Below are 23,754 nucleotides of genomic sequence, written 5' to 3'. Positions count from 1 at the left end.
CATGGGGCATCACTCCGGCGGCGGCCTCTTCGGCCGCCGCAAGGGCCCGGATCAGAGCGTCACCGTCCACGCCCTCAAGGGCGTCTCGGTCGACTTCTATCCGGGCGAGTACGTCGCCATCATGGGCGCGTCGGGGTCGGGCAAGAGCACGATGCTCAACCTGCTCGGATGCCTCGACCGCCCCACGAGCGGCCAGTACATCCTCGGCGACAAGGACGTGGCCAACCTCGACGACGACGAACTCTCCGAAGTCCGCAGCCGTTATATCGGATTCATCTTCCAGTCTTATAACCTGATCCAGCAATACACCGTCACCGAGAACATCCAGCTCCCGCTCACGTACCAGGGCGACGGAGAGATTACCGACTCCGTTCAGGCCCGGACCGAAGAATTGGCCCGGATGGTCGGCCTCCACGACCGCCTCGACCACCGCCCGACGCAGCTCTCCGGCGGTCAGCAGCAGCGCGTGGCGATCGCACGCTCTCTCATCAACGACCCGTACATCATCCTCGCCGACGAGGCGACGGGTAACCTCGATACCAAGACCAGCCACGAGATCATGGACATGCTCGGCCGTCTGAACGACGCCGGCAAGACGATCATCATGGTCACGCACGAAGACGACATCGCCGAGCACGCCAAGCGGATCATCCGGATGCGGGACGGCCAGATCATCGACGACAGCCCGAGCCCGAGGATGATCGCCGCGGAGATCAGCGCGGCGGCCAACGGCCACGGTCACGGGACCGTCGCGACAACCTGATTTCGTAAGGCCGGTGGGTGTGGATCGCCCCGCGAGGGGAAGCCCGATCGCCGGCCTGAAGCCCGAGACGAGACGCTTATTCATTCACGAACGAGACGACCATGCAACGCATCTGGCGCGGCCTGAAACTTGGCCTCAAGAGCCTTTTGCTCCATAAACTCCGCTCGGGTCTCACGGTCTTGGGTATCGTCTTCGGCGTCGCCGCCGTGATCTCGATGCTCGCCGTCGGCGAGGGATCGAGCCGCGACGCCCAGAAGCGCTTCGAACAACTTGGCGCGACGAACATCATCGTCCGCTCGGTGAAGCCCACCGACGAGGCGCAGTCGACGGGCGGCGGTCGCCGGAGCGTCCTCTCGTACGGGCTGAAGTATTCCGACTACGACCGGATCATGGGCACCGTCCCGACGATCAAGAAGGCCCTCCCGATCCGCGAGATCCGCAAGCAGATCCGCCACCTGAACCGCTTCATCGACGGGCGAGTCGTCGGCACGACGCAGGACTATCTCCCGTTCAACCACCTCGAGATGGAGAAGGGGCGCTTCCTCACCGAGAGCGACAACGAGCGTTACCAGAACTTCGCCGTGCTCGCCGCCGAGACGGCCAGCACCCTCTTCCCCTACGAGGATCCGCTCGGGCAGACCGTCAAGCTCGGCACCGACTATTACACGGTCGTCGGCATCACGCGCAACCGGGCCAGCACGGCCGGCATCGGCGGCAGCCTCGCGGCCCAGGAATTCAATAAAGACATCTACATCCCACTGAACACCTGCAAGCTCCGGTTCGGCGAGCGGATCATGAACAGCCGCGTCGGGTCGATGGAATTCGAGGAGACCCAGCTCTCGCAGGTGACCCTCCAGGTCGGCTCGCTCACGGAAGTGAGCCCCACCCACCCGATCGTCGAGGCCGCGGTCAAGCCGTTCCACCTCAAGAAAGACATCGACATCATCGTCCCGCTCGACCTGCTCAACGAGGCCAAGCGGACCGCCCGACAGTTCAGCATCATCCTCGGGACGATCGCGTCGATCTCGCTCCTCGTCGGCGGCATCGGCATCATGAACATCATGCTGGCGACCGTCACCGAACGGACCCGAGAGATCGGGATCCGCCGCGCCTTAGGCGCGAAGCGGCGGGACATCACCCAGCAGTTCCTGATCGAGACCGTCGTGCTCTCCGGTGTCGGGGGACTCCTGGGCGTCACCCTCGGGATCTCGATCCCGCAGTTGATCGTCTACTTCATCCCCGACCAGAAGGCGGTCGTGACCTGGTTCTCGGTCCTCCTGGCGTTCAGCATCTCGGTCGGCATCGGGATCCTATTCGGCCTCTACCCCGCGCGTCGCGCGGCGATGATGGACCCGATCGACGCCCTCCGCCACGAGTGAGCCTCCGCCGGGACGGGCCCGGATCGCACCGCGGCCGACGGCCTCGCCCTCCGGAAGGGCGAGGCCGTCGGCCGCAACGCATCGACAACCTACCATTTCATGAGGCCCGTTGACTCTTTATCAAGTGACGGCCTCGTCCACCCATGCCGGGTCTTGGGCTTGCGTCGCGGTTATGTGAAGACTAGGCTAAAACACGGCGTTGACCGCGGTACGGGACTCACCCCCGGCACCGCGGTGTTTGCTTCTGGGCTCCGGGGATCGACCCCATGACCCGTCGGGGTGGAAGCCGCCCAACGTAGGATCCCTCTTCTCTCGACGCCTCAGCTCGGCAGGCAGTACGACTTTGGGAGCAGACAGGCATGTCCAATGACCGGATCCCCATGTCGAAGGAAGGCTACGACAAGCTCAAGGCCCAGCTCGACCAGATGAAAAACGAGGACATGCCCCGGATCGCCGAGCAGATTGCCCAGGCCCGGGGCTACGGCGACCTCTCCGAAAACGCCGAGTTCGACGCGGCCGTCGAGGCCCAGGGGATGCTCCAGGCTCGGATCAACGAGCTCCAGGACAAGCTCGCCCGGGCGATGATCATCGACAAATCGACCTTGCCGACCGACCGCGTCGTCTTCGGCTCGAAAGTCCGCGTCCTCGACCTCGACCTCGACGACGAAGAAGACTTCATCCTCGTCGGCCCCGGCGAAGAGGACTACGACCAGAACAAGATCCTCCTCTCCAGCCCCATCGGGCAGGGCCTGGTCGGCAAGAAGCTCGGCGAGGAAGTCGAGGTCCCCATCCCCCGAGGGACCCTTCGGCTGCGGATCATCGAGATCGGCATCGCCTGAGGCTCGGCCCAGGACCGCGCCTCCCCGCGTCTGGCCGCCACCATTTAGATCCCCGACGACGGAGCTTCCGGGAAACGAACTCCATTCCGAGCCCAATCCGCCGGGAGTGGCGCAATTACATCGATGGATTGGCGCAAGATCGGATGATTGAGGGAAAGACGCCTCGCATGGAGGGCAATCCCGCCAGGGAAAGGGTGGGACGATCCGTAGGCGTGATCACCGAGGATCGGGCGGCCCCGACGCGACGACTGCGCGCGGAGTTGATGGGTCCGGCCCGTCTCGGGCCAGAGTCGGAGCCAGGATGTCCGGGCGGGCAAGAGACCGCCCCGCCCCTCCTGCACCTTGGTGAGGGCGCGGCGAGTTCCTTCGACGTTGCTCTCGACCGCATGGACGCGGTTCGAGGCGTCGGGATTCGTCAGCCAGTCTTCCCAGGCCTCGACGCGATCGGCCTGGCTCGGCTCTCCTTCGACGACGGCCCAGTACTCTTTGCTCGCGTCACGCGAGGCGAACTGGGCGGAGAGTCGACGGGCGGCTTTGACCGTCTTGCCCCAGATCACGACCCCTGAAACCGGGCGGTCGAGCCGATGCACGGTCCCGAGGAATCCCGCGCCGGGCGGGCCCAGCCCGAGATACGAACGCACCCACGACTCCAGCGTGGGTTCGCCCCCGATCGTCCCCTGCGTGAGGAGACCCGGGGGCTTGGCCACGATCAGGACGTGAGCGTCCTCGAGCAAGACCTGCAACGGCTCGGCCATCACGCGGATCCGCCGACCTCGAGGTCAGGGAGAGTAGTTGCCGATGGGGGATTGGGCCGCATCCGGTCGAGCCGCGGTAGGGACCGAACCCGTGGTCGGGTCTGCCGTCGCCGGCAAGCCGGCCGGGGGGTCGGCGAGCGACGGGGAGATCGGCGCCGCGGCCGCATCACGACCCGAGGTGCCCGGTGCGCCGTACGCATTGTCTGTCGGGGCCCCGTATCGGTTCCCCTCGCCCGGCGGCGGGGTCCCGAACTGGCCGGCCGCGTTGGGGGTGATCACGCCCGGGGTCAGGCCCGCGGCGTTATTGGGCAAGGGGCGAGGATCCGAGCTGAACCCGACGGCCCCCGGCTGGAGTTGCCTACCATCATTCGAGTAAGGCGCGCCCGGAGGAACCTCCGGCCTCGTGCTCTTGCAACCAGGAGCGGCCAGCACCGCCACGAGACCAAAACCGAGCATCTGTCGTTTGAGCCGATCCATCGGCAAGCCTCCTCGTTCGTTTGAAAGCGAACAGGTCCGGAGGACGGCGACCGCATCGCGGGACCGTGACCTCGACGTCGGGACGTTCCACCGAAACGAGGTGTCTCGCAAAGAAAAGGAACCGGACGCCATCGAGAGGTTTCTCTCGATCGCGCCCGGATCATACCGCTTTCGGATTTTGGGTCAAGCGAACCGTCCGGCCGGCCGAATCTCGGCACGCCCGACCGCCGACTTCACTTCTTCGCGGCGGCGAAGCGCTTCGCGACGTCTTCCCAGTTGATCGTGTTCCACCAGGCGCCGATGTAGTCCGGCCGCTTGTTCTGGTAGTCGAGGTAGTAGGCGTGCTCCCAGACGTCGAGGCCGAGGAGCGGGGTGATCCCCTCCATGAGGGGGCTGTCCTGATTCGGGGTCGAGGTCACGGCGAGCTTGCCGTCCTTGCCCACGACGAGCCACGCCCAGCCCGAGCCGAACCGGGTGGTCGCCGCCTTGGCGAAGGCCTCCTTGAACGCCGCGAACCCGCCGAGCTCGCCGGTGATCGCGTCGGCCAGCGCACCGGTCGGCTCGCCCCCGCCGCCCGGCTTCATGATTTCCCAGAAGAGGGTATGGTTCGCATGCCCGCCGCCGTTGTTCCGCACGGCCGTCCGGATCCCCTCGGGCAGGGCGTCGAGGTTCGCGATCAGCTCCTCGATCGGCTTGCCCTGGTGGCTGGGATGATCCTTCAGGGCGGCGTTGAGGTTCGTCACATACGCCTGATGATGCTTGTCGTGGTGGAACTGCATCGTCTTGGCGCTGACGTGCGGCTCGAGAGCCGCGTAGTCATAGGGCAAAGGGGGGACGGTATATTCGGCCATGGGTGTCACTCCTTGGGGTTGAGACGACCCCGGTCCTTCGCCGACGTCAACCGTCAGCGAGGGACCGGGGATTCTTTCCGCTCAAGCTACCACAGCCTCAAGTGCCGCTTCAATGGAAGCGATGCCCCACCGCCGCACGTTGCATGATGGCCCTGGCGTGCATCGGCGAGGCGCTGAGCTGTCGCTGCCCGACTCGGCGGGCCATCGAGGTGATCGTCAAGTCGTAGTCATCGACCGGGTTGGAGTTCGTGGAGTTGACCACGATGGTGAACAGCCCCCTCGCCCGAGGGGCCCTGAACAGCGAGAGGCCCGAGCCGCCCCCGACCGTGCGGCCGAAGGAGTCGAGGATCTGGATCGTGGTCCCCGGCGAGACGATCTGGTAGATCCCCGCCCGCATCGCCACGAAGACGTAGCGATCCGGCCCCGACTTCGGGTCGACCGACTGTCCCACGACCGTCGCGCTCGAGGCGACCACCCCGAGGTTCGACGTCGTCGGGGCGGGCACAGAGGCCGGAGTCGTCGAGGTCGACGTTGATGACGAGGGGGTGGGCCCGAACAGCCCGTAGACCGGAGCCAGCGGGACGGAGGGCTTCGTCGGCGTGGTCGGGGTCGTGGGGGTCGTCGGTGTGGTCGGAGTCGTCGGCTGGGTGCTCCCCCCTCCCGACGTGATCCCGGCGAACGAAACCTGGAGTTGATAGCCGCCGACCGAGAACACGTCGTTGGTGGCCCCCGTCACCGCGACGTAGAACCGTTCTCCCGGGGTGACGCCCACATCGTTCGCGGAGACATTATTGCTCCACAGCGAGGCGTTGCTCCCCGAGCTGATCACGTTCCCCGAGGCGTCGAGGAGGGTGATCTTGGGGCTGAGCATGCTCACGCCGCCGGCGATCGCCGAGACCGAGAGGGCTCCGTGGGCACCTTGCGGGGCCACGAAGGTGAAGTACTCCGTGTCGCCGATCGTCGCAAGCGAGACGTTCGACAGCGTGGCCTGGCCCGAGGCGTTGAGGCTGTTGGTGACGTCGATGGAGCTCGTCATGCCAAGCCCCTGCCCCTTCGACTGATAGGCGTCCTGGGTCCTCGCCCCGTAGATGGACTGGATCCCCGCGATGTCGCCGGCATCCAGCCCGGCGCGGACGCCGCCGTAGATCGTCGCCATCACCACCGACGGATTCGGCGGCTCGCCCAACCCGAGAGTCAGGCCGGTCTCGTGCAACATGACGCTATAGAAGTCATAGTCTTTCCCGATACTCCACGGCATCGAGGTGTTGACTTCCACGTCGCCGGATCCCGTCCCGTAGTCGGGAGGGGGGAAGAACGACTGGGCCAACGTCGTGTTGTTGTTGGGGAAGGCGTATCCCCCGAACCGGATGTCGCCGAATCGGGAGTCGCCCTGCGAAAGGCCGGGGGCGTCGAGGTCGAGGGGAGAGTCGCCGACTTGAGAGATGTTGATGTTCGCCACGGACTCCCAGGTCGCCAACGCCCGGGCGATCTCTCGTTGCCAGGTGTTGCCGAACTTGGCGTTCATCGTCGCGTTGAGGTTGTTCGTGCCGTGATCCCAGAAGACTCCGTCAGGGGCGATGCTGTAGGTGATGTGACTAGGATTTGACCACTGATAACCGTTGAGGATATAATCGTAACCAAGTGTTGCCTGAAGTGTCCGCAACTCGAGGCCTTCCCAGGCCAACTTCGCCTTCGGCCGATTCGCCTTCCGTCCCAAGGTCCGACCCGACTTCGACGACGACAGGAACTTCAACAGGGTGCTGAACACGTGGAGCATAACCTGGCAAACTCCAAGGAGTAACGTCCGATCGGCGCGCACCCCGATCGGGGTCCCCGCACGGGACTTCTTGATGCCTGGACGACCCTCCTTGGCGAGTTCCCGCGACGAGTCCGCGGGGGATCCGACCAATCAGTTCCGAACCGAGAATCCGATTTCTTGGTCAGATCGAGCGATCTGGACGAGCCAAACGCCGTCGACAACCGTGGGAAACGACCCGAGTGGAAGGCGTCATCCGCCCCGTCCCACCCGCACTTTGTTGTCGATATCTAACCCTAAGCCGCGTTTCCAGCATTTTCCCAAAAATCCCGAATATTCCGCACAGATCGCCCTATCCCATTGTCCGGCAACACCTAGGGATTTCCGAATTTACCCAGATTCCCGAAGTACCCGACAGCCGATAGGGGTGGGATGTAGCGAAGCTGACGGAGGGGACCTTGACGGGGCCCGTTGACCGCCTCCCGATCGAGGATTTAAAATCAGAGTTGCTTTGCGCGACCACGCTGCCCGGGCGGTGTTGCCGTCGGCCGGGCCTTTGGGGAGAAGACCATGTCATTGGATCAGGAGTCGCTGACACCGCTCGTCATCCCCGAGGTCCATGGGCGTTCGCGAGTCCCTTGGGTCCTCGGCCTCGCGGTCGCGGTCGGCGGGGCGGCGACCTGGGCCTGGGCCAGCGGGTACCGGGTGGACCGACTCTGGGCGACCGCTCGGCCGGCCTTGGCGACCGTCGCGGTCGACCGAGGCGATTTGGAGTTGGTCGTCACCGAGAACGGGACGATCGAGAGTGCCGATAACGCCACGGTCCGTTGCCAGGTCGAAGCCCTGATGGGGCTGACCGGCGGGACGGCCGGCGCCGCCGGAGCCCGAGGCGGCACGGCGGGCGCCCAAGGGGCCCAGGGGAACCGAGGCGGGAACGGCGCGGCGAACGGTCAGGCCCAAGGTGGTGGCCAGCAGGCGGCACCCGCCCCCCAGCCTGCCGCGAAGTCCAAAGGGTCGGCCAAGTCTGCCGCCAAGGGCGCGTCGAAGGCCAAGGCTACGGGGGCCGGGGTGGCCTCGGCCTCGGCGACGGAATCCGGGTCCGGCGGCGCAGCCACCAAGGGTGCCGGGGGCTCGGCCGGCGCCTCGGCGTCGGGTGACGGCTCGGATGTCACGAGCATCCCCCGGCCCGACATCCGAAGCTTCAGCTACATCATCGAACCCCACATCCCCCTCCGACCCACCACCAAGTCGAGCTCTTCGAACTCGGCCCAGGGCAAGGCGGCCACCCAGTCCTCCGGCGGTAGCGGCGGCCGAGGGGGCGGAGGCGGCGGTGGCCGTGGCGGCGATGGCAATTCCGAGATGCCCGGTTCCACCAGGATCATCAGCATCATCCCGGAAGGGACGCCGGTGAAGGCCGGCGACGTCGTCTGCGTGCTCGACTCCGCCGCCTTCCGCGACGAACTCCAGGCCCAGGAGATCCGCTACACCCAGGCCAAGGCCTGGGTCGAGCAGGCCAAGGCGATCCTCGAGGTCGAAGAGATCTCCCTCCGCGAATACGAGGAGGGGATCTATCCCCAAGACCTCCAGCTCATCCGCCAATATATCCAAATGTGCGAGACTAATTATGGGCGAGCCAAGAAGACCTACGAGTGGTCGCTCGACACCGTGAAGAAGAACTTCCGGACCACCTCGCAGCTCAACTCCGACGCCCTGTCGCTCAAGCAGACGGAGATCTCCCTCAGCGAAGCCAGGGGGATGCTCCTCCGGCTCGAGAAGTTCACCGGCAGGCGGATCGAGGCGGCCCGCAAGGCGAAGATCGAAGCGGTGCGGGCCGACAAGCTCTCGCTCGACTCGGCCTTCCAGCTCGAGAAGGAACGCAAGGAACGCCTCGAGAAGATGATCGGGTACTGCACGCTCCGGGCGCCCCGAGACGGCATCGTCGTCTACGCCAGCCAGGCGAACCGCTGGGGGCAGGTGCAGAACCCGATCCAGGAAGGGGTGACGGTCCGGCAGTCGCAGCCCATCTTCAACCTGCCGAACTCGAACTACATGCAGGTCAAGGCGAAGATCAACGAGTCCAAGGTCTCCCTCGTCCAGTCGGGCCAGCCGGCCCTGATCCACGTCGACGCCTTCCCCAATCAGCCGCTAAAGGGGACGGTCACCGAGATCACGCCGATCTCCGCCCCGGCGAACGGGCCGATCTCCGACGTCCGCATCTATTACGCGACCGTTCGCATCGACGGCAAGACGTTCGACTCTCTCCGCCCTGGCCTGAGCGCCGAGGTCGACTTCCGGATCGAGTCGAGGCGCAACGTGATCCGCGTGCCTCTCGAGGCGATCCGCTGGGTCGGCAACCAGGCGTTCGCCGCCCTCGCGACGAACACGCCCGATGGCCTCACCTGGCGCTGGAAGCCGGTGACGCTCGGCCTCAGTGACGCCACCTACGGCGAAGTCCTCTCGGGCCTCGAAACCGGCGACCGCGTCATCGACCACCCCGACACGTTGCCTCCTCCCAAGCCCGTCCTCGCCAGGTCCAACGAAAAGGATCACTTGGTCGACGCCAGCGCCTCCCGTTAATCGATCAGCTCCATCGAACCGTTCGGAGGCGAGCGTCTGGCTGGGCTTGCGCCCGGCCGAGCTCGCCTCCGTCGATTTCGGCGACGTTGATTCTGGGAGGTCTCCTCAAAACTCCGCCCTAGGTGAATTCACGCCGCGGAACCTTCCGTCACGAGCCCCATGGCCCGCTCGACCAGGTTCAACGCCGGCCCCCTTTCAAGCCCGAAGACTCGATCCGATCGAGGACCGCGTCGGCGGTCAGGTGTGCCAGCGGAAGGTGGTCGGCCCGCATCGCGGCCGCCAGCTCGGGTCCCTGGCCGACACGCCCATATCCCTCTTCGGTGTCGAAAATCACGGCCGAAGCCCCGAGCGTGACGAGCTGTCCTCCGGCCGCCAAAGCCTGGCTCCAGGGAGTCCCCTCGCCCCCAGGGACGGGGACGTTGGCCCTTCCATCGGTCAGCACAACAACCATGGCCGACTCGTCAGGGCATTCCCTGGCGATCAACTCGGCGGCCAAGGTCAGTGCGTGCGCCAAGGGAGTGCGGCCGCCGGTCGGGAGTTGACGCAGGACCAACTCGGCCCGGTCGACGCTTCGGGTCGGCGGCAGGACGACCTCGGCACGAGGGCCTCGGAACGCAACGATGGCGACCCGGTCTCGGCGACGGTAGGCGTCGCCAAGTAGGCTGAGGATCGCTCCCTTCGCCGCCTCCATTCGACGCCTCGCCCCCATCGATCCGGAGGTGTCGACGAGGAAGACGATCAGGGCACTCCTCTGGGCCGCACGCACCTTCCCGTGCAGGTCGCTCTTCTCGATCGCAGGCACGCCCCCCGTGCCGGGTCGGCGACGGACCGCGGCCCGAAGGGTAGCATCCAAGGCGAGCTCACCCGGCGACTCGTCCGCGACGGCCCGCAGGAAAGGTCCTCGGCCCACCGTTCCTCCCCCCGTCCGCGTCCCCGGAATCGACGGCCGATCCCGAGCCGGAGGCCGGGGATCGAGTTCGAGGCGAGGCATCGCCGGCAGAGCGCCTGGGGCAATCACCTGTTCCTCGCCGTCGTTGTCGGCATCACTCGGAGAGTGGGATTCGTCCGGATCCGAAGACGGGCGAGGCCGATCACGGTCGGGCGAGCCGTCCTCATCTCCGGACTCGTCCTCCGACCGAGGAGGCGAAGCCACACGGTCCCCGTTCTGCGGCTGGGTGTCCGACTCCGGTTCGTCCGGTCCCAGCGCCCGCTCGATCGCGTCGCGGTCGAGGCCGGGTTGCTGGAACGGTTGGCGACGACGCCGATGAGGCAGGACGAACTCGGCCGCGGCACGGAGGTCGTCCCTCCGCACGCGACCCCTGCCATCGAGCGAAGCGAGAGCCCGGGACGCCTTGTAGAGGGCGATATCCGCGCGGAGTCCGTCAACCTGGGCTTCGCAACAAACCCGGGCGATGGCCGTGAGCAGGCCGGGGGCGACGACCACCTCCCGGAGCCGGAGTCTGGCTTCCGCGATCGTTGCACCGAGCGCCCGATCCTCGGCCTCCCAGCGTGAGGCGAATCCGGTGGGATCCGACTCGAATTCGAGCCGGCGCCTGACGACCTCGGCACGGAGGTTGAAGTCGGTCGGTGCGGCGACCTCGACCATCAGGCCGAACCGGTCGAGCAACTGTGGCCGCAGTTCTCCCTCTTCGGGGTTCATGCTACCGATCAGGATGAAGCGGGCCGGGTGTCGGGCGGAGATCCCGTCGCGCTCGACCGTGTTGAGGCCCGAGGCCGCCGCGTCGAGGAGCACGTCGACCAGATGGTCGGGGAGGAGATTGACCTCGTCGACATAGAGGATCCCACGATGGGCACGCGCAAGTAGGCCGGGCTTGAAGGCCGATCGCCCCTCCTTGAGCATGCGGTCCAGGTCGAACGCCCCGAGAATCCGGTCCTCGGTGGCGCCGATGGGCAACTCGACGTGGGGCGGTGACGCCTCGACCGCCCGTCGGTCTGCCGAGGCTTCCGAGCACGAAGGGCACTCGGGCCAGGGCGAATCGACGTCGCAACGAAACGGACAACCCTCCACGGCCCGGAGCGTCGGCAGCAGCCGGGCCAGACCTCGTGCCGCCGTGCTCTTGGCGGTCCCCTTTTCACCTCGGATCAAGACGCCGCCGAGACTCGGGTCGACCGCAGCGATGAGCAGAGCCGTCTTGAGCGCCTCCTGCCCGACGAGTGCGCCAAAAGGATAGCCGATGTCGTGTCCGTTCATTTTCGTCCGCTCGGGCGCGACGCGGGCGGCTCGGCTCGCATCTCAAGGGCCGTTTCCGTTTCCAGGATCATCTTTTTGAGAGAATCGAGGGTCTCGGCGTCGGGCTCGGCCCAGAGGCCACGCTCGGCGGCCTCGACGAGCCGCTCGCCGATCGCTTGCAAAGCCCAGGGGTTGCTCCGTTCCAGGAAGGCACGCATCGTCGGATCCAAGGCATAGGCTCCGGCGACCTGGTCGTACATCCAGTCCTCGACGACCCCCGTCGTGGCGTCGTACCCGAATAAGTAGTCGACCGTCGCGTTCAGCTCGAGTCCCCCCTTGTAGCCATGCCGACGGATCGCGTCGAGCCACTTCGGGTTCACGACTCGGGTGCGGAAGACGCGGAGTGTCTCCTCCTTGAGGTCGCGAACCTTGGGCCGACGCGGATCCTGCGTATCGCCGAATTCCTGGCGCGGCACGCGACCCGAGAGGGCGCGGATCGTGGCGATCATCCCCCCGTGGAACTGGAAGTAGTCGTCGCTGTCGAAGATGTCGTGCTCGCGGTTGTCCTGGTTGTGCAAGGCAACCTGGACGCCCGAGAGCAGATGGCGGAAGGTTTCGCGGGCGTCGGCTCCTTGGCCTTCGGAGGTATAGGCGTAGCCGCCCCAATTGACGTAGGCCTCGGCGAAGTCGCCCGGCTCGGTCCAGTTCTTCTCGTCGATCAACGGCAGGATCCCAGCCCCATAGCTGCCCGGCTTGGCCCCGAAAACGCGATAGCGAGCCTTCCGCTCGGCATCGGACTCGCAGCCACCCTCATCGAGGCCGGCGGCCAGGTCGGTCAGGTAGTGCTTGCGGACGAAGTTCCGCTCGGGTTCCTCGTCGAGCGTGGCCACGCATTCGACGGCCTCGTCCAACAGGCTAATCAGGTGTGGGAACGCGTCACGAAAGAATCCGCTGATCCGAATGACAACGTCGACCCGGGGCCTTCCCAGTTCTTCGAGGGGGATCACCTCGAACCCAAGGACTCGACGATTCTCCCGGTGCCAGGTCGGCCGCACACCCAGGAGCGCGAGGACCTGGGAAACGTCGTCCCCCTGCGTCCGGATTGCACTCGTGCCCCAGACGCTGATGCCGACCCGCTCGGGCATCTCGCCGGTTGCCACTCGATGACGCTCGACGACCTCGCGGGCCAGGGCCTGTCCGACCTCCCAGGACGACGGCGAGGGGAGGCTTCGCGGGTCGACTGTATAGAAATTCCGGCCCGTCGGCAGCACGTGGGCCATGCCTCGGGTCGGAGCTCCGCTGGGACCGGGGGGCACGTAGCGACCTCCGAGCGCCGCGAGCAGATTCGTCGTCTCCTCCTCCGTCTTCGCGAGCTTCGGAACCAGGTCCCGGCAGATGAAAGCCCCGATCCGGGCCAGCACTTCGTCGGTTCGAAATTCGTCGCCGAACGCCGACCCGATCGCCTCGCCGACCCGTTCCCCGTCGAACCCGTCGCGGTGCAAGGCCTTTAAGAACTGGCCGACCAGCGAGTCGACCGCCTCGAGCGCATCCCCCCGAGTCACGATCGGCTTGCCGGTGCGATCCGCGAGCCTGAGGACCGCCTCGTCCCGTTCGCCGTCGAGTCGCTTTCCGAGCCCGTCCTGGAGTTCATCCGGATCGAGCCCGAACAGGGCACAGGCCGAGGCACGAAGGCTCGGAGCCTCCAGGTTCGGCAGCCGGGTCAGGGCGCGAAGCAACTCGACGAGCGTCTCGTCCCTTGGGGCCTGGCCGAAGATGTGGAGGCCATCTCGGATCTGCGCCCCGGCAAGCTCGCAGAGGTAGGCGTCCAGGTCCTCCAAGAGGTGGGCAACCTCGCGTCCCTGCATGCTCGCGAGCGAGACGGGAGTGCCGTCGGCGGTCAGGCCCTCGTCCCAATCGTGCGTGTGATCGCCGTGGTCCTGGGTCATCAGCCGCGCGAGGTCGCGGTCGAGTCGCGCCCGCTTGATGAGGTCCCAGATCTGGCGTTGCAGGACCGGCAGCTTCGACGGGTCGAGCAGTTCGACCTGGTAGTACTCATCGACGAGCTGTGCGAGCTGTTCCAGTTCCCCGTAGACGCCGGCGTTCGTCAGCGGGGGGACCAGATGGTCGACGACCACCGCATGCCCGCGCCGCTTCGCCTGGGCGCCCTCGCCGGGATCGTTCAAGATGAACGGGTAGAACAGCGGCAGATCGGCCAGGAAGGCGTCGGGGGCACAACCGCTCGAGAGGCCGACGCCCTTGCCGGGCAGCCACTCCAGGGTCCCATGCTTGCCGAAGTGGACGATCGCGTCGGCGCCCCAGTCGTCTCGGAGCCAGCGGTAGAGGGCATAGTAATTGTGGGGAGGCGGCAGGTCGGGCTGGTGGTAGATGGCCGCGGGATCCATGCCGTAACCTCGAGGCGGCTGGAGGGCCAGGAACACATTTCCCAGCTCCAGTCCCGCCAGCGAGATCGCCCCGTCCTGCACGTAGGCCGCGCCTGGCGGCGGCCCCCACTGCTCGATCATCCCGCGTCTCAAACTCTCGGGCAGTTCCTCAAACCACGCGGCATACTGTTCCACAGGAACGCGCCCCGCGGCATTGGCGAGCTGCTCGGTCGTCAGGAACGTCTCATCATAGGAGCACCGGTCGATCAACTCATGGATCAGTGCATCGCCGTCGGGCGGTACACCCTCGATCCGGTAGCCCGCCTCGCGCATCGCCGCGAACAGCCGAATCAGCGAGGCGGGTGCATCGAGCCCCACGGCATTCCCGATCCGAGCGGCCTTGCCCGGAGCATTCGTCAGGATGACCGCGACTCGCTTCTGTTCGTTCGGGAGCCTGCCCAGCGTCGCGAATCTCGCGGCGAGGCCGGCGACCCGTGCGGCCCGGTCGGGCTCGGGCACGTATCGAGGCGCCTCCAGAGCACCCGGCCCTGAAGACTCCTTGAAGGAGACGGGCACGGTGATGATCCGCCCGTCGAGTTCCGGCACCGCGACGTTCATCGCCGTGTCGAGCGGCCCGAGCCCTCTCGGGCTCGCCTCCCACTGCGGCTTCGCCGAACCGCTGGCAATCGCCTGGAGGATCGGGACGTCGAGAGACTCCAGCGCATCCACCGATCCGCCGTGGGTCCAGTTCCGGGTCTCCGCCATCGCGAATGACATGGTTGTCACGAGCACGTCGATCAGCCGATTGTCCCCGTCGTAGAACAGGTCGAACGCCGAGGGCCAGGCCGCCGAAGGACGTTCCGACGCCCTCGACGGCTCCTTCAAGGAGTCGGTGAAGACCGGCAGGGCGTTGGCCCCCGCCGCTTCGATCGCACGCACCAGGGCATCGATGAACTCGAGGTTCGTGCTCAGCCAGTGGGCGCGATAGAAGAGCAGACCGACCGTGGACCGCGACGGATCACGCAAGGCTCCCCATTCGGCCAACGTCGTCTCGAGCGGGAGATCCGGGTGATAAACCCCGTGACGCGGCGGACTCCCGGGCGGCGAGAAGCCAAGCTCCGCCCGCAAGAGTTCGTCGGCCAGGAACCGCACGAGGTTCTCCATGTTGGCCGTCCCGCCCGCCAGGAGATAGGCGGCCGCTCGCTCGATCACGGCGGTCGGGACGGTCGAGCCCGCGAGGAATTCCGGGTCGGTCGGTCCGACGGCGCTGATGAGCAGCAGCCTCAGGTCGGTTTGACGAGCATACTGCGCCAGCCGACGCCACCCCGGCAGGTCGTCCGGGCCGCCGTGGACGCGTGCGACGACCACGCGAGCGACCCGGCCGCCGTCGTCCACGAGCGATGCCAGGTGCTCGTCGCTCTTCACCCGGTTCAGACTGGCCGTCCGGACCATGGGCAGTCCCACAGGCTGGTCGGCCATCGCCCTCCGCAGCGCCAGGAGGTCGGTGTCGGCGTGGGAAAGCAGCAAGATCTCGTCGACGAGCTTCGAGCCCGGATCGATGAATTCGCCTCGATCGTGAGACGATTCGCCGGAGAGCACGGCCTCCTCGGGCCAGGCGTAGAAGTCGAACGCCAGTTCGGCAAGCTCGGCCGTCGGCGGGAGGTAGCGATCGGCCGCCAGCATCCGGTCGATGTAGTCGTAGATCGCCAGGATCCGCGACTCGTGGTTGATCGACTGGAACCAGACTCGGCGGCCGTCGAAGAGCACCAGCGCCACGTTCAACAGCGGGCAAGGCCCCAGGCAACCGCTCATGGTGAGCTGGACGTTGTCCCGGATCCCTCGACGCTTGTACTCTTGCTTGTAGAAATCGAGGGGAACGATCGGATTGCCACGGTCTTCGCGCCCGCAGCAGCATCCCCGCTGGCAGACCAACAAATGCCCGCGCCGGGGCAAGACGTGGATCGTCTTCCCATCGTTCCTCAAGACACGACGGCGATTCGCTCGCAATGACACGGGGATTAGGCTCCGGCTCGCGTTTCGCTCGGTCATCGGGCTCGAGTTGGCATGGGCCAACACCGTCGCCTGGACGCCAAGCATGGCTCGATCGACTTATGAGGCCACGGCGCGAGAGGGTCGCGCACTTCGGGGCGGGGGATCCGGCGTCTCGCGGCTAGGAGCGAGCTTCGGGCGGTTCCGCCCAATTCCGGAGCCGGGTCGTGGGATCGAGCGACGGGGGAGTGCGTGAGCCTGAGACTTCGGACATGGATTTCCCTCACCTTCCTCGAGGTATATGGGGATAAGCTCAAGCGGTCGACCTGGCTTCCCGGTCGACGAGGCTGTGGCAGCCTCGCGCCCAGGTTACAGTTGCGGGACAGCGCCGGAATCACACCGGCTTCGCCGCTTTCATTGAGGGGGGGATGCCCCCAGCTTTGCACGGATGCAAGCCTCAGCCTACATTCGTACCGCGAGCGATCTTAGCCGAGACTCGAGCCCTCCGACAACCCATACCTGCCCGGCACAGCCTATCCATCGGCAGGAAGGACGACTCCGCCGAAGGCAAGACATCCAAGAAGTACCAAACCAAATTATTATAAATTGAATCCGACTTTAATCCGTTTTTCCAGCCGAGCACAACGAAGTAAGCGAGAGGGTTGAACCACGACCGCGAAAATCCGACCCACGCCACGGCCAAGCGTCCCCGGACAGAGTCGACGACGAGATCATCCCCAAGGTGGGATGCAAAGCGAAAACCCCGACCAACCGGCCGGGGTTTCTCACTCGTGCTCGACCAATTCATCCCGCAAGGCACCGCGCCCTCGACCTCCCGTCTCCTCACTCCTCCGTCGCGGCCAGCTCACTTCGGGTCAGCCAGGGCCTTCTCGATCCCCTTGACAACCTTCTCCGAGTCGGGACCTTCCTCAGGGTCGAACCTGGCGACAACCTCCCCCTTGCGGTTGACCAGGAACTTGGCGAAGTTCCAGCTGATGGGTCCGGAGAACTTGGGGTTGGTCTCCGGACTCGTCAGGAAGCCATAAAGGGGGTGGATCGCCTCCCCTTTGACGACGATCTTCGCGAAGAGCGGGAACGTCACGCTGTACTTCGAGCTGCAGAACGACTTGATCTCGGCGTCGGTGCCGGGCTCCTGGTTCCCGAACTCGTTGGCGGGGAAGGCCAGCACCTCGAAGCCATCGGCCTTGTATTTCCCATAGACCGTCTCGAGCGCGGCATACTGATGCGTATTCCCACACTGGCTCGCGGTGTTGACGATCAGGAGGACCTCGCCCTTGAACTTCGCGAGGTCCACAGTCTTCCCGTCGATGTCCTTGGCCTGGAACGCGTGCACGGACGTGGGCTTCTTGGCGGGTTCATCCGCGGGGGTGACCCGCGCGACCAATAGCAGGGAGAGGGTCGCCAGGAGAAGGGGGAGGATACGGTCGAGCACTGTGGATTCCTGTGCAAGGAGGAGGGAGGGACGAACGCAACGGCCCGGAGGAAGGGCCGCCCTGGCTTGTGCGACTAACCCGACATTGTAGGAGGAGCGACTACCGCATTATCATGGCAAGGCCTATTTCGGAAATCAAGGCGGGGGCTCTCGCGTCCAGAGATTTCGATATCTTGAACAGTGGCCCTCCAGGCGGCGTCCCCCACGCGAGGTTCTCGCCTCGACTCCCCGGCGAAGCCGGGCCAGCGAAGGGGGCCGAACGGGCCTCTCGAGGACGTCGTGAGGTCCAAGCGGCCGCCGAGGGGTCGTGAAGGTCATCACCCCGCGTACCTCCGTCGGACCCGAGTGATCAAGCCATGCAAGACTCTCTGACAGAGGGCGCCTCGAGGGCCCTGGGACGAGCCCAAGTCCGTGCCTTCCTGCGCGGCGCCTCGGCCGCGGAGCCGATCGACCTGCTCGCGGCCCTGATCGACGAGGCCGAGAGCCGCGCCGCCGAGTTGCTCACCCAGTCGGGGCTGGAGTCGGAACGGCTCTACCAGGCCCTCGGACTAGGCGGGCCGGACGAGGATGGACTCGAGACGCCGGAAGGTGCTTCAGCCCTTCCCTTTTCCCCCTCGTTCCGGGCCGTGATCAACGACGCGACCCTCCGGGCGAAGTCGCTCGAACGGGGCCGACAGGTGGGCACCGAGCACCTGCTCGCGGGGATGGTCGCCACCCCGGGACCGGCCGCCGACCTCCTGGCCGGCGTCGGGATCGAGCTCGAGTCGCTCCTCGAAAGCCTGACGCCTGGCGCCGCGTCCGAAGCCGGGCCGATCCCGATGGCCGACGAGATCCCCCCGCTCGAGCTCGTCGAACCGACCCAGGCCGTCGACCTCGGCCGGATCCTCGACGCCTCGGCGAATCGAGCCCGGGAAGGGCTTCGCGTCGTCGAGGACTACGTCCGCTTCGTCCTCGGCGACCCCGCGCTGACGAAGCGGCTCAAGGAGGTCCGCCACCGGCTCGCCGAGGCCGTCCGAGGCTTCGACGCCGAGTTGCTCATCGCCTCGCGCGACACCCGAGGCGACGTCGGCACGCACATCATGACGACCTCCGAGCAGGCCCGCGAGAACCCTCGCGCCGTCCTGACCGCGAATTTCAAGCGGACCGCCGAGGCCCTCAGGACCCTGGAGGAGTACGGCAAGCTCGTCGACGTCTGGCTCGCCGGACGGTTCGAAGTCCTCCGCTACGACGTCTACACGCTCGAGAAGCTCACCCTCACCGCCGTGGCCTCCGCGCGGGTCCTGGGCCCGGCGAGACTCCAACTCCTCGTCGGCGGCCTCCCCACCCTCGGCGACCTGACCTGGATCGTCGGCGAGGCGTTGGCCGGAGGCGTCGAGGTCATCCAGCTCCGCGAGAAAGCGATCCCCGATCGCGAGTGGCTCCGCAGGGCCCGGGAAGTCCGGATCCTCACCGCCCAGGCCCACGCCCGGTTCATCGTCAACGACCGACCCGACCTCGCCCGCCTCGCCGGCGCCGACGGGGTCCATCTCGGTCAAGACGACCTGACCCTCCGCGATACCCGACGAATCGTCGGGTCCGTCCCCCTGATCGGGATCTCCACGCACGACCGCGAGCAGCTCGACCGCGCGATCCTCGACGGAGCGAGCTACCTCGGCGTCGGCCCCGTCTTCGCCAGCACCACCAAAGACTTCTCCGACCTCGCCGGCCTCGCCTTCGTCCAGCTCGCCGCCGAGACCACCACCCTCCCCTGGTTCGCCATCGGCGGCATCAGCGAAGACAACCTCGAACGCGTCCTCGAAGCCGGCGCCACCCGAGTCGCCGTCAGCTCCGCCATCGTCCGCGCCGAACGCCCCAAGGCCGCCGCCGCCAAGCTCCGCGCCCAGCTCGACGCCCTCGATCTCGACGGCTGAATCGGATCGAGCCGAAATGACCGGACGTCGGGATTGGGCGTCTGGAGAACAAAACGACAGGGCGACTCACGGGAAGGTGAGGTCGCCCTGTTTGCATTTCCCGAGGTCGTGCAGACTCGACCGGCAGGCGGGTGGCCGTGGAACTTGAACGGCCCTCAAGCCAGGTTAGCGAAGACGAGGTCAAGGTCGGCCGCCCACCGCATCACGGCCGGACAATGACTTTCGCGCCGGGGCTCACCACGATCGGCCTCTCGACCTCCACCGCCGCAGCGGGGGTCTGAGCCTCGATTACGGCGGGGTCGGCCTGGATGACCCGGACCGACTTGACCACGGCAAGCTGATCGACGACCGATGTGACGCCCGTGGTGTTCTCCACCAGGTCAACCGCCCTCAGTTTGGACGCCTCACTGGTGACCGACCCCTGGAGGACGACGACGCCACCCGGCCGCGCTTCCAGCCGCAGGGTCGAGCCGGCCATCTTCTTGTCCCAATCGATCCGTTTGGTGACGCGGTTGAGCAGATCCCGCTCCTGGGCGGTGATCTCCCCACGCGCAACCCCGTCTTCGACCGACGCCCGGATATTCTTCCCGGCTTTGTCGAGACTGCGGCCGATCCGGTTGAGCGGGCCGTCCTGGGCATGGACCGCGGAAACCAAGGCGAGCGAGAGGAAAGCGGCAGTGCCTGCGCGGAACATGATCAGACTCCATGGAAAGAGGTCGTGATTCACGGAGGTCGATCGAGGTGTGTTGGTGAAGGGAGTCCGCAAGTAGCGTGCCGGCACGCCCGTGCGTCCCTCGTTCGTATTACCGAACGGAGATGCCTGTCTCAGGCCGTGCCGGGGGATGGCCCCCGGCACGGCCATATCACTTCAGGAATACGAGCCGGCCGGGCGAGGCCTCACCTCACGACCCGCAGTCCGGTCGCCACGCCCGTCGGGACGGGCTCGGCCCGATCCGTCTCGATAGTCCGCGGCCTCGGCGCCAACGCAAGCTCGTCGACGACTCGATCGACCCCCCGCGTGTCCTGCGCCAGGGCAACCGCCTTCTCCTTGTTCTCACGGCTTGGTACCAGGCCCCTGAGCACCACCGTCCCGTCTTCCTCGACCTCGACGACGATCGAGTTGGCGACCAGGTTCTTGTCCTGCCATATCCGGGTCTCGACCTGCCGCGACAGGCCGACCTTCCGCACCGAGGTCCGATCCCAGGCCACTAGGTCATTGAGGATCGCCCCCGTATACTGCCAGCCCCGAAGCATCGTCCGCCCGGCCCCGTTGACGCCGCCGACTAATCCGTCCGCCTCGCCGTAGCGGTCGGGCACCCCGCCGACCCAGATTCCCAGCACGATGCCGGCAATCAGCCCGCCCAGGGCCCATCTCAGCTTGAGCCCCGAGCGTGCCGAGAGGAGAGTGATCCCTTCGGTGCCCGCGAGCAGGCCGGTATCGATCCGTTCGTTCATGGCACTCACTTCCGTCACAACCCGGAGCGATCGCAGCACTCGCAACGCCCGGCGTCACCAAGGCCCCTGCCCGTCGGATTCCCGACGACGGGACGACCGCCGAAGCCCGGCGGACACCCTAATGATCGTTCTCCCGGGCCGCCCGATCGAGCCCGATCGACGAATCCACTCGCGTCAATTCTGGTCGTGACGATCGGGCACGCGGGCCAAGGCCGCCCGGGACGGTCCTATCGACGGTGTATGGCATGTCGAATAATTTAGGCTTCGACGCGTCTCCCATTAACCCGGAACCGATGGGGAAAATCAGGCTTCATACCGTCGCGTACGACGATTGTCCAAGCCACCCCCCTCGCCGAACATCTTTCGTTCGACCGGCTCCGTCGTCCCGAGGATCGTACGGTCGAAGCCAAGGCCCGCCTGGACAGGATCCCAGCGGCCAATCCTGACCTGACGACGGCCCAAGACCTGGCGGACGAGTTCACCGCCCTGATCCGCAAACGATCGACCGGGACGCTGGCGGATTGGATATCGCGTGCCGAGGTGAGTTCTTGCCCCGAGGTTCGCAACTCCGCCGAGGCATCCGCCGCGATGAGTCGGCGTTGTACGCAGCGATAACGATGCGATGGGGCAACGGCCCGGTGGAAGGTCATGTGAACCGACTTAAGACAACCAAGAGGCAACTGCACGGACGGCGGTATTCTCGCTCTTGGGAAGCGAAGCCAGTAAGGTCAGGCAATACACTCTTGACGATTGGCCCAAAGGTGGAATTGTGGAGGAGATTGATCTGGTCGGAAATGCGTCGTCGGATAGGCTGAAACATCGACGGCCTCCTGACTGGGAAAAGAGTGGGATCGTGTAACCACCCAAACCTATATCTAGAAGTCTTTTATTTGTATATCCAATTACCATCCATACCCTTACACCCGAGCCGAGTGCCATTCGGTCTACCATCTATTTTGAAACAATCGATCCATCGAGACTCTCGATCGTCATCCGATTCCTGTAAGTTCCCGCGCGGTGGCCGACGCTATCCCAGCCTCGGCCGACCGATGTGCCGGCAAGGCTGGTGTAAATCGCGGCGGTTGAGCCTGGGCGATCGCTCGCGAGGCTGAATTCGATCGCGTTGACGGGAAAGCCCCACCCTGCCGTCGCGGAGAGGGCCGTTCCCGCTTGTGCGGACCAGTCTTCCAGTGTGATTTTCGCCATTGCGATGCCCTTGTCATAGAGCGTGATCCCGAGCGGTTCGCCGCGTCCGAGCCTGCCTTGCGCCAGGACCTTGAACGGCCCTTTTTCGCCGTTGGAAGCCTCCACAACTCGGAATTCACCCAAGCGGTCGAGATATGCCGCGCGAAGCGGACGGCCGAATGGGTAGTCGGCCGGGCGAACCTCGATGAGCGACCCCGGGCATGGCGAGAATTCCAGGGAAAGTCGCTGATGCCCGCTAATATCCAGATCGCAAAAGGAATTGAGATGTGAGTCGATTCGCCGAGCAAGCCGAGCTTGCGACTCAAGTCGAACCGGACCAGATGCCTCGTCTTGCCAGGCCCGAAGGACCGCTTCATAATCCGCGCGATATTGGAGGAAAACCGTTCTTCCATCGCGTCTCGATGACTTCAAGCGAAGCTCTGGTCCCTCCCGAACCGACGCCGGCACGAAGGCCGTCCAGCAGCCGTCGGGCGATCGTTCCAGGAATCGCAAAAGTGGCTGCACCGACAGCGTGAGCCGTCCCGCCTTGATCGTCAGCGAGCCGTCACCCGAATGCACCGATGCCTTCGCGCTCAGCCGCCCATCGAATGACCGATCCATGATGCCGAGATTTGAAAACTCGACAAATTCCGAAGGGTTCAACGGTCGAGTGTCGGCCTTCGGCGCCTTCTGAGAAAGCGGAAGCGAAACTCCGAGCAAGGCACTCAAAACCAGGACGCTCAGAATCTGCCTACGTGGAACGCCCTCGACCCGCCAACCGATCCGAACAAGCGCCGCCATCACCACCGACCCCGCCAGCGGAACCCAAAACAGCCAGGCCAGCGACACCGGAAACGCGATGCGACCAGCCAACGCCCCCGCGAACCAACACGCCGGAAATGCCGCGAAGGTCGCGCCCAGCAATCCCGTTTTTCCCCGCCTCGCCGCTACAAACGCAGTCGCGACCGTGGCCAAAAGGATCACAGGGACAATCCGGTTCGACCAAAAATGCGGATGCAAGACGGGAAATCCACCAGGAGCGAACCAAAGCCATCCGCCAGCCACCGTCGCGTGAAACGCAAGCACCAAGAGCCAAAATATACGCTGCGAAGGAGGCATGTTCGAAGCCTCGTCGAGAACGGCCCAAGGACGACAACCTGATTATTACAAACGTAGTAGGATCAATCCAGGTGTCTCTCAGGTGGCCCATACGATTTTGAGAACGACACGCGAGACCGTCTCAAGGAGGCCTCCGGGTCGGACCTAGTTTCTAGTTTTTCCGATTAAGTCGGGACGGTCGAAGGCCCGACCAGTTCGTCCTCCATCCCTTGATACCTTCGCCGGACTCCGGCGTCGCACGTCAACCACGATGCCTAGCGCCTGGTCAGGTTCGGCACACTCTCGAATCGCGACATCCCCTGGACTCGCATCGATTCCGATTTCGTTGCCAAGGCCGTCGTAGACTTTCCTCTTCCGATGAATGCGTGGCCGATGCACTCCCCGTTCCCGCAACTCAGGGTGACGGTGACATATTCGTCAGGGGCGTCCGCATCCTGTCTCACCACTCTTGGACGGCAGCCATGACGTGGTTGAGGTCGTGGAAACTCAGCCGTTGTCTATCGTCGGCAATACTCGACGCGACTCGGAATTTGCCACCAATCGCTTTCTCCCAACCCATCACCTCGCGGCAGAAGGCCAAGTGTCTGGCGTCAATTATTTTTCCCGGCTGGCGCCGGGGTTTTCGCTGGTAAGCCTTTTGCTTTACATGTCCTTTGGGCCCCCCTGCTCGCCCC

Annotated in this window: 15 protein-coding genes and 1 riboswitch; of the genes, 5 read left to right on the top strand and 10 right to left on the bottom strand. The window is 65.6% G+C overall.

Going from position 1 to position 23,754, the window contains the following annotated elements:
* The first annotated feature begins 1 nt into the window (after position 1).
* From ACYOEI_RS27215 to greA, 3 genes are all read left to right on the top strand, one after another.
* Positions 2 to 763 carry an ABC transporter ATP-binding protein gene (locus ACYOEI_RS27215; RefSeq protein ID WP_462852801.1) on the top strand — a complete coding sequence of 254 codons (762 nt, stop codon included), beginning with the start codon at positions 2 to 4 and terminating at the stop codon, positions 761 to 763.
* A gap of 101 nt (positions 764 to 864) precedes the next feature.
* On the top strand, positions 865 to 2,142 hold the full coding sequence (locus ACYOEI_RS27210) for an ABC transporter permease (protein ID WP_462852791.1): 1,278 nt from the start codon (positions 865 to 867) through the stop codon (positions 2,140 to 2,142).
* Between the two features lie 359 nt (positions 2,143 to 2,501).
* Positions 2,502 to 2,981 (top strand): transcription elongation factor GreA, encoded by a 480-nt coding sequence (greA, locus tag ACYOEI_RS27205; RefSeq protein ID WP_462852790.1) that lies wholly within the window; start codon positions 2,502 to 2,504, stop codon positions 2,979 to 2,981.
* 44 nt (positions 2,982 to 3,025) lie between these two features.
* Here greA and ACYOEI_RS27200 read toward each other — a convergent pair whose 3' ends face one another.
* From ACYOEI_RS27200 to ACYOEI_RS27185, 4 genes are all read right to left on the bottom strand, one after another.
* On the bottom strand, positions 3,026 to 3,736 hold the full coding sequence (locus ACYOEI_RS27200; RefSeq protein ID WP_462852789.1) for an RluA family pseudouridine synthase: 711 nt from the start codon (positions 3,734 to 3,736) through the stop codon (positions 3,026 to 3,028).
* A 24-nt stretch (positions 3,737 to 3,760) separates the two neighbouring features.
* Positions 3,761 to 4,213, bottom strand: coding sequence for a hypothetical protein (locus ACYOEI_RS27195; RefSeq protein WP_462852788.1), 453 nt, complete (start codon positions 4,211 to 4,213; stop codon positions 3,761 to 3,763).
* 233 nt (positions 4,214 to 4,446) lie between these two features.
* A complete protein-coding gene (locus ACYOEI_RS27190; protein ID WP_462852787.1) occupies positions 4,447 to 5,064 on the bottom strand; it encodes a superoxide dismutase in 618 nt (205 codons plus the stop codon).
* A 109-nt stretch (positions 5,065 to 5,173) separates the two neighbouring features.
* The gene (locus ACYOEI_RS27185) at positions 5,174 to 6,841 is read right to left on the bottom strand and encodes a matrixin family metalloprotease (RefSeq protein ID WP_462852786.1); all 1,668 of its coding nucleotides are present in this window, start codon (positions 6,839 to 6,841) and stop codon (positions 5,174 to 5,176) included.
* 549 nt (positions 6,842 to 7,390) lie between these two features.
* Between ACYOEI_RS27185 and ACYOEI_RS27180 the strand changes: the two genes are divergently transcribed.
* Positions 7,391 to 9,397 (top strand): efflux RND transporter periplasmic adaptor subunit, encoded by a 2,007-nt coding sequence (locus tag ACYOEI_RS27180; RefSeq protein WP_462852785.1) that lies wholly within the window; start codon positions 7,391 to 7,393, stop codon positions 9,395 to 9,397.
* Between the two features lie 178 nt (positions 9,398 to 9,575).
* Here ACYOEI_RS27180 and ACYOEI_RS27175 read toward each other — a convergent pair whose 3' ends face one another.
* From ACYOEI_RS27175 to ACYOEI_RS27165, 3 genes are all read right to left on the bottom strand, one after another.
* A complete protein-coding gene (locus ACYOEI_RS27175; protein ID WP_462852784.1) occupies positions 9,576 to 11,609 on the bottom strand; it encodes a magnesium chelatase subunit D family protein in 2,034 nt (677 codons plus the stop codon).
* Positions 11,606 to 16,066 (bottom strand): cobaltochelatase subunit CobN, encoded by a 4,461-nt coding sequence (gene cobN, locus ACYOEI_RS27170; RefSeq protein WP_462852783.1) that lies wholly within the window; start codon positions 16,064 to 16,066, stop codon positions 11,606 to 11,608. The genes ACYOEI_RS27175 and cobN overlap by 4 nt, the downstream gene beginning before the upstream one ends.
* 191 nt (positions 16,067 to 16,257) lie before the next feature.
* Positions 16,258 to 16,417, bottom strand: a riboswitch (cobalamin riboswitch).
* 406 nt (positions 16,418 to 16,823) lie between these two features.
* Positions 16,824 to 17,411: a glutathione peroxidase gene (locus tag ACYOEI_RS27165; protein ID WP_462852782.1), complete on the bottom strand. Its 588-nt coding sequence runs from the start codon at positions 17,409 to 17,411 to the stop codon at positions 16,824 to 16,826.
* A gap of 356 nt (positions 17,412 to 17,767) precedes the next feature.
* Here ACYOEI_RS27165 and ACYOEI_RS27160 point away from each other — a divergent pair, with 356 nt between their 5' ends.
* Positions 17,768 to 19,321: a thiamine phosphate synthase gene (locus ACYOEI_RS27160; RefSeq protein ID WP_462852781.1), complete on the top strand. Its 1,554-nt coding sequence runs from the start codon at positions 17,768 to 17,770 to the stop codon at positions 19,319 to 19,321.
* 202 nt (positions 19,322 to 19,523) lie between these two features.
* On the opposite strand, the gene ACYOEI_RS27155 is transcribed toward ACYOEI_RS27160, so the two are convergent.
* From ACYOEI_RS27155 to ACYOEI_RS27145, 3 genes are all read right to left on the bottom strand, one after another.
* Positions 19,524 to 20,015 (bottom strand): BON domain-containing protein, encoded by a 492-nt coding sequence (locus ACYOEI_RS27155; protein ID WP_462852780.1) that lies wholly within the window; start codon positions 20,013 to 20,015, stop codon positions 19,524 to 19,526.
* A gap of 203 nt (positions 20,016 to 20,218) precedes the next feature.
* Complete coding sequence (locus ACYOEI_RS27150; protein WP_462852779.1) at positions 20,219 to 20,776, bottom strand: BON domain-containing protein; 558 nt, start codon at positions 20,774 to 20,776, stop codon at positions 20,219 to 20,221.
* A gap of 951 nt (positions 20,777 to 21,727) precedes the next feature.
* Positions 21,728 to 22,885, bottom strand: coding sequence for a hypothetical protein (locus ACYOEI_RS27145; RefSeq protein ID WP_462852778.1), 1,158 nt, complete (start codon positions 22,883 to 22,885; stop codon positions 21,728 to 21,730).
* Between the last annotated feature and the right edge of the window lie 869 nt (positions 22,886 to 23,754).

It is taken from the genome of Singulisphaera rosea, from assembly GCF_054877945.1.
The sequence above is the reverse complement of the archived record's forward strand: the minus strand, read 5'-3'. Positions and strand labels throughout refer to the sequence as shown.

Coding starts and splice junctions, on each gene's coding strand:
- ACYOEI_RS27215 (WP_462852801.1), top strand. CDS start 2: ATGGGGCATCACTCCGGCGGCGGCCTCTTCGGCCGCCGCAAGGGCCCG.
- ACYOEI_RS27210 (WP_462852791.1), top strand. CDS start 865: ATGCAACGCATCTGGCGCGGCCTGAAACTTGGCCTCAAGAGCCTTTTG.
- greA (WP_462852790.1), top strand. CDS start 2,502: ATGTCCAATGACCGGATCCCCATGTCGAAGGAAGGCTACGACAAGCTC.
- ACYOEI_RS27200 (WP_462852789.1), bottom strand. CDS start 3,736: ATGGCCGAGCCGTTGCAGGTCTTGCTCGAGGACGCTCACGTCCTGATC.
- ACYOEI_RS27195 (WP_462852788.1), bottom strand. CDS start 4,213: ATGGATCGGCTCAAACGACAGATGCTCGGTTTTGGTCTCGTGGCGGTG.
- ACYOEI_RS27190 (WP_462852787.1), bottom strand. CDS start 5,064: ATGGCCGAATATACCGTCCCCCCTTTGCCCTATGACTACGCGGCTCTC.
- ACYOEI_RS27185 (WP_462852786.1), bottom strand. CDS start 6,841: ATGCTCCACGTGTTCAGCACCCTGTTGAAGTTCCTGTCGTCGTCGAAG.
- ACYOEI_RS27180 (WP_462852785.1), top strand. CDS start 7,391: ATGTCATTGGATCAGGAGTCGCTGACACCGCTCGTCATCCCCGAGGTC.
- ACYOEI_RS27175 (WP_462852784.1), bottom strand. CDS start 11,609: ATGAACGGACACGACATCGGCTATCCTTTTGGCGCACTCGTCGGGCAG.
- cobN (WP_462852783.1), bottom strand. CDS start 16,066: ATGCTTGGCGTCCAGGCGACGGTGTTGGCCCATGCCAACTCGAGCCCG.
- ACYOEI_RS27160 (WP_462852781.1), top strand. CDS start 17,768: ATGCAAGACTCTCTGACAGAGGGCGCCTCGAGGGCCCTGGGACGAGCC.
- ACYOEI_RS27155 (WP_462852780.1), bottom strand. CDS start 20,015: ATGTTCCGCGCAGGCACTGCCGCTTTCCTCTCGCTCGCCTTGGTTTCC.
- ACYOEI_RS27150 (WP_462852779.1), bottom strand. CDS start 20,776: ATGAACGAACGGATCGATACCGGCCTGCTCGCGGGCACCGAAGGGATC.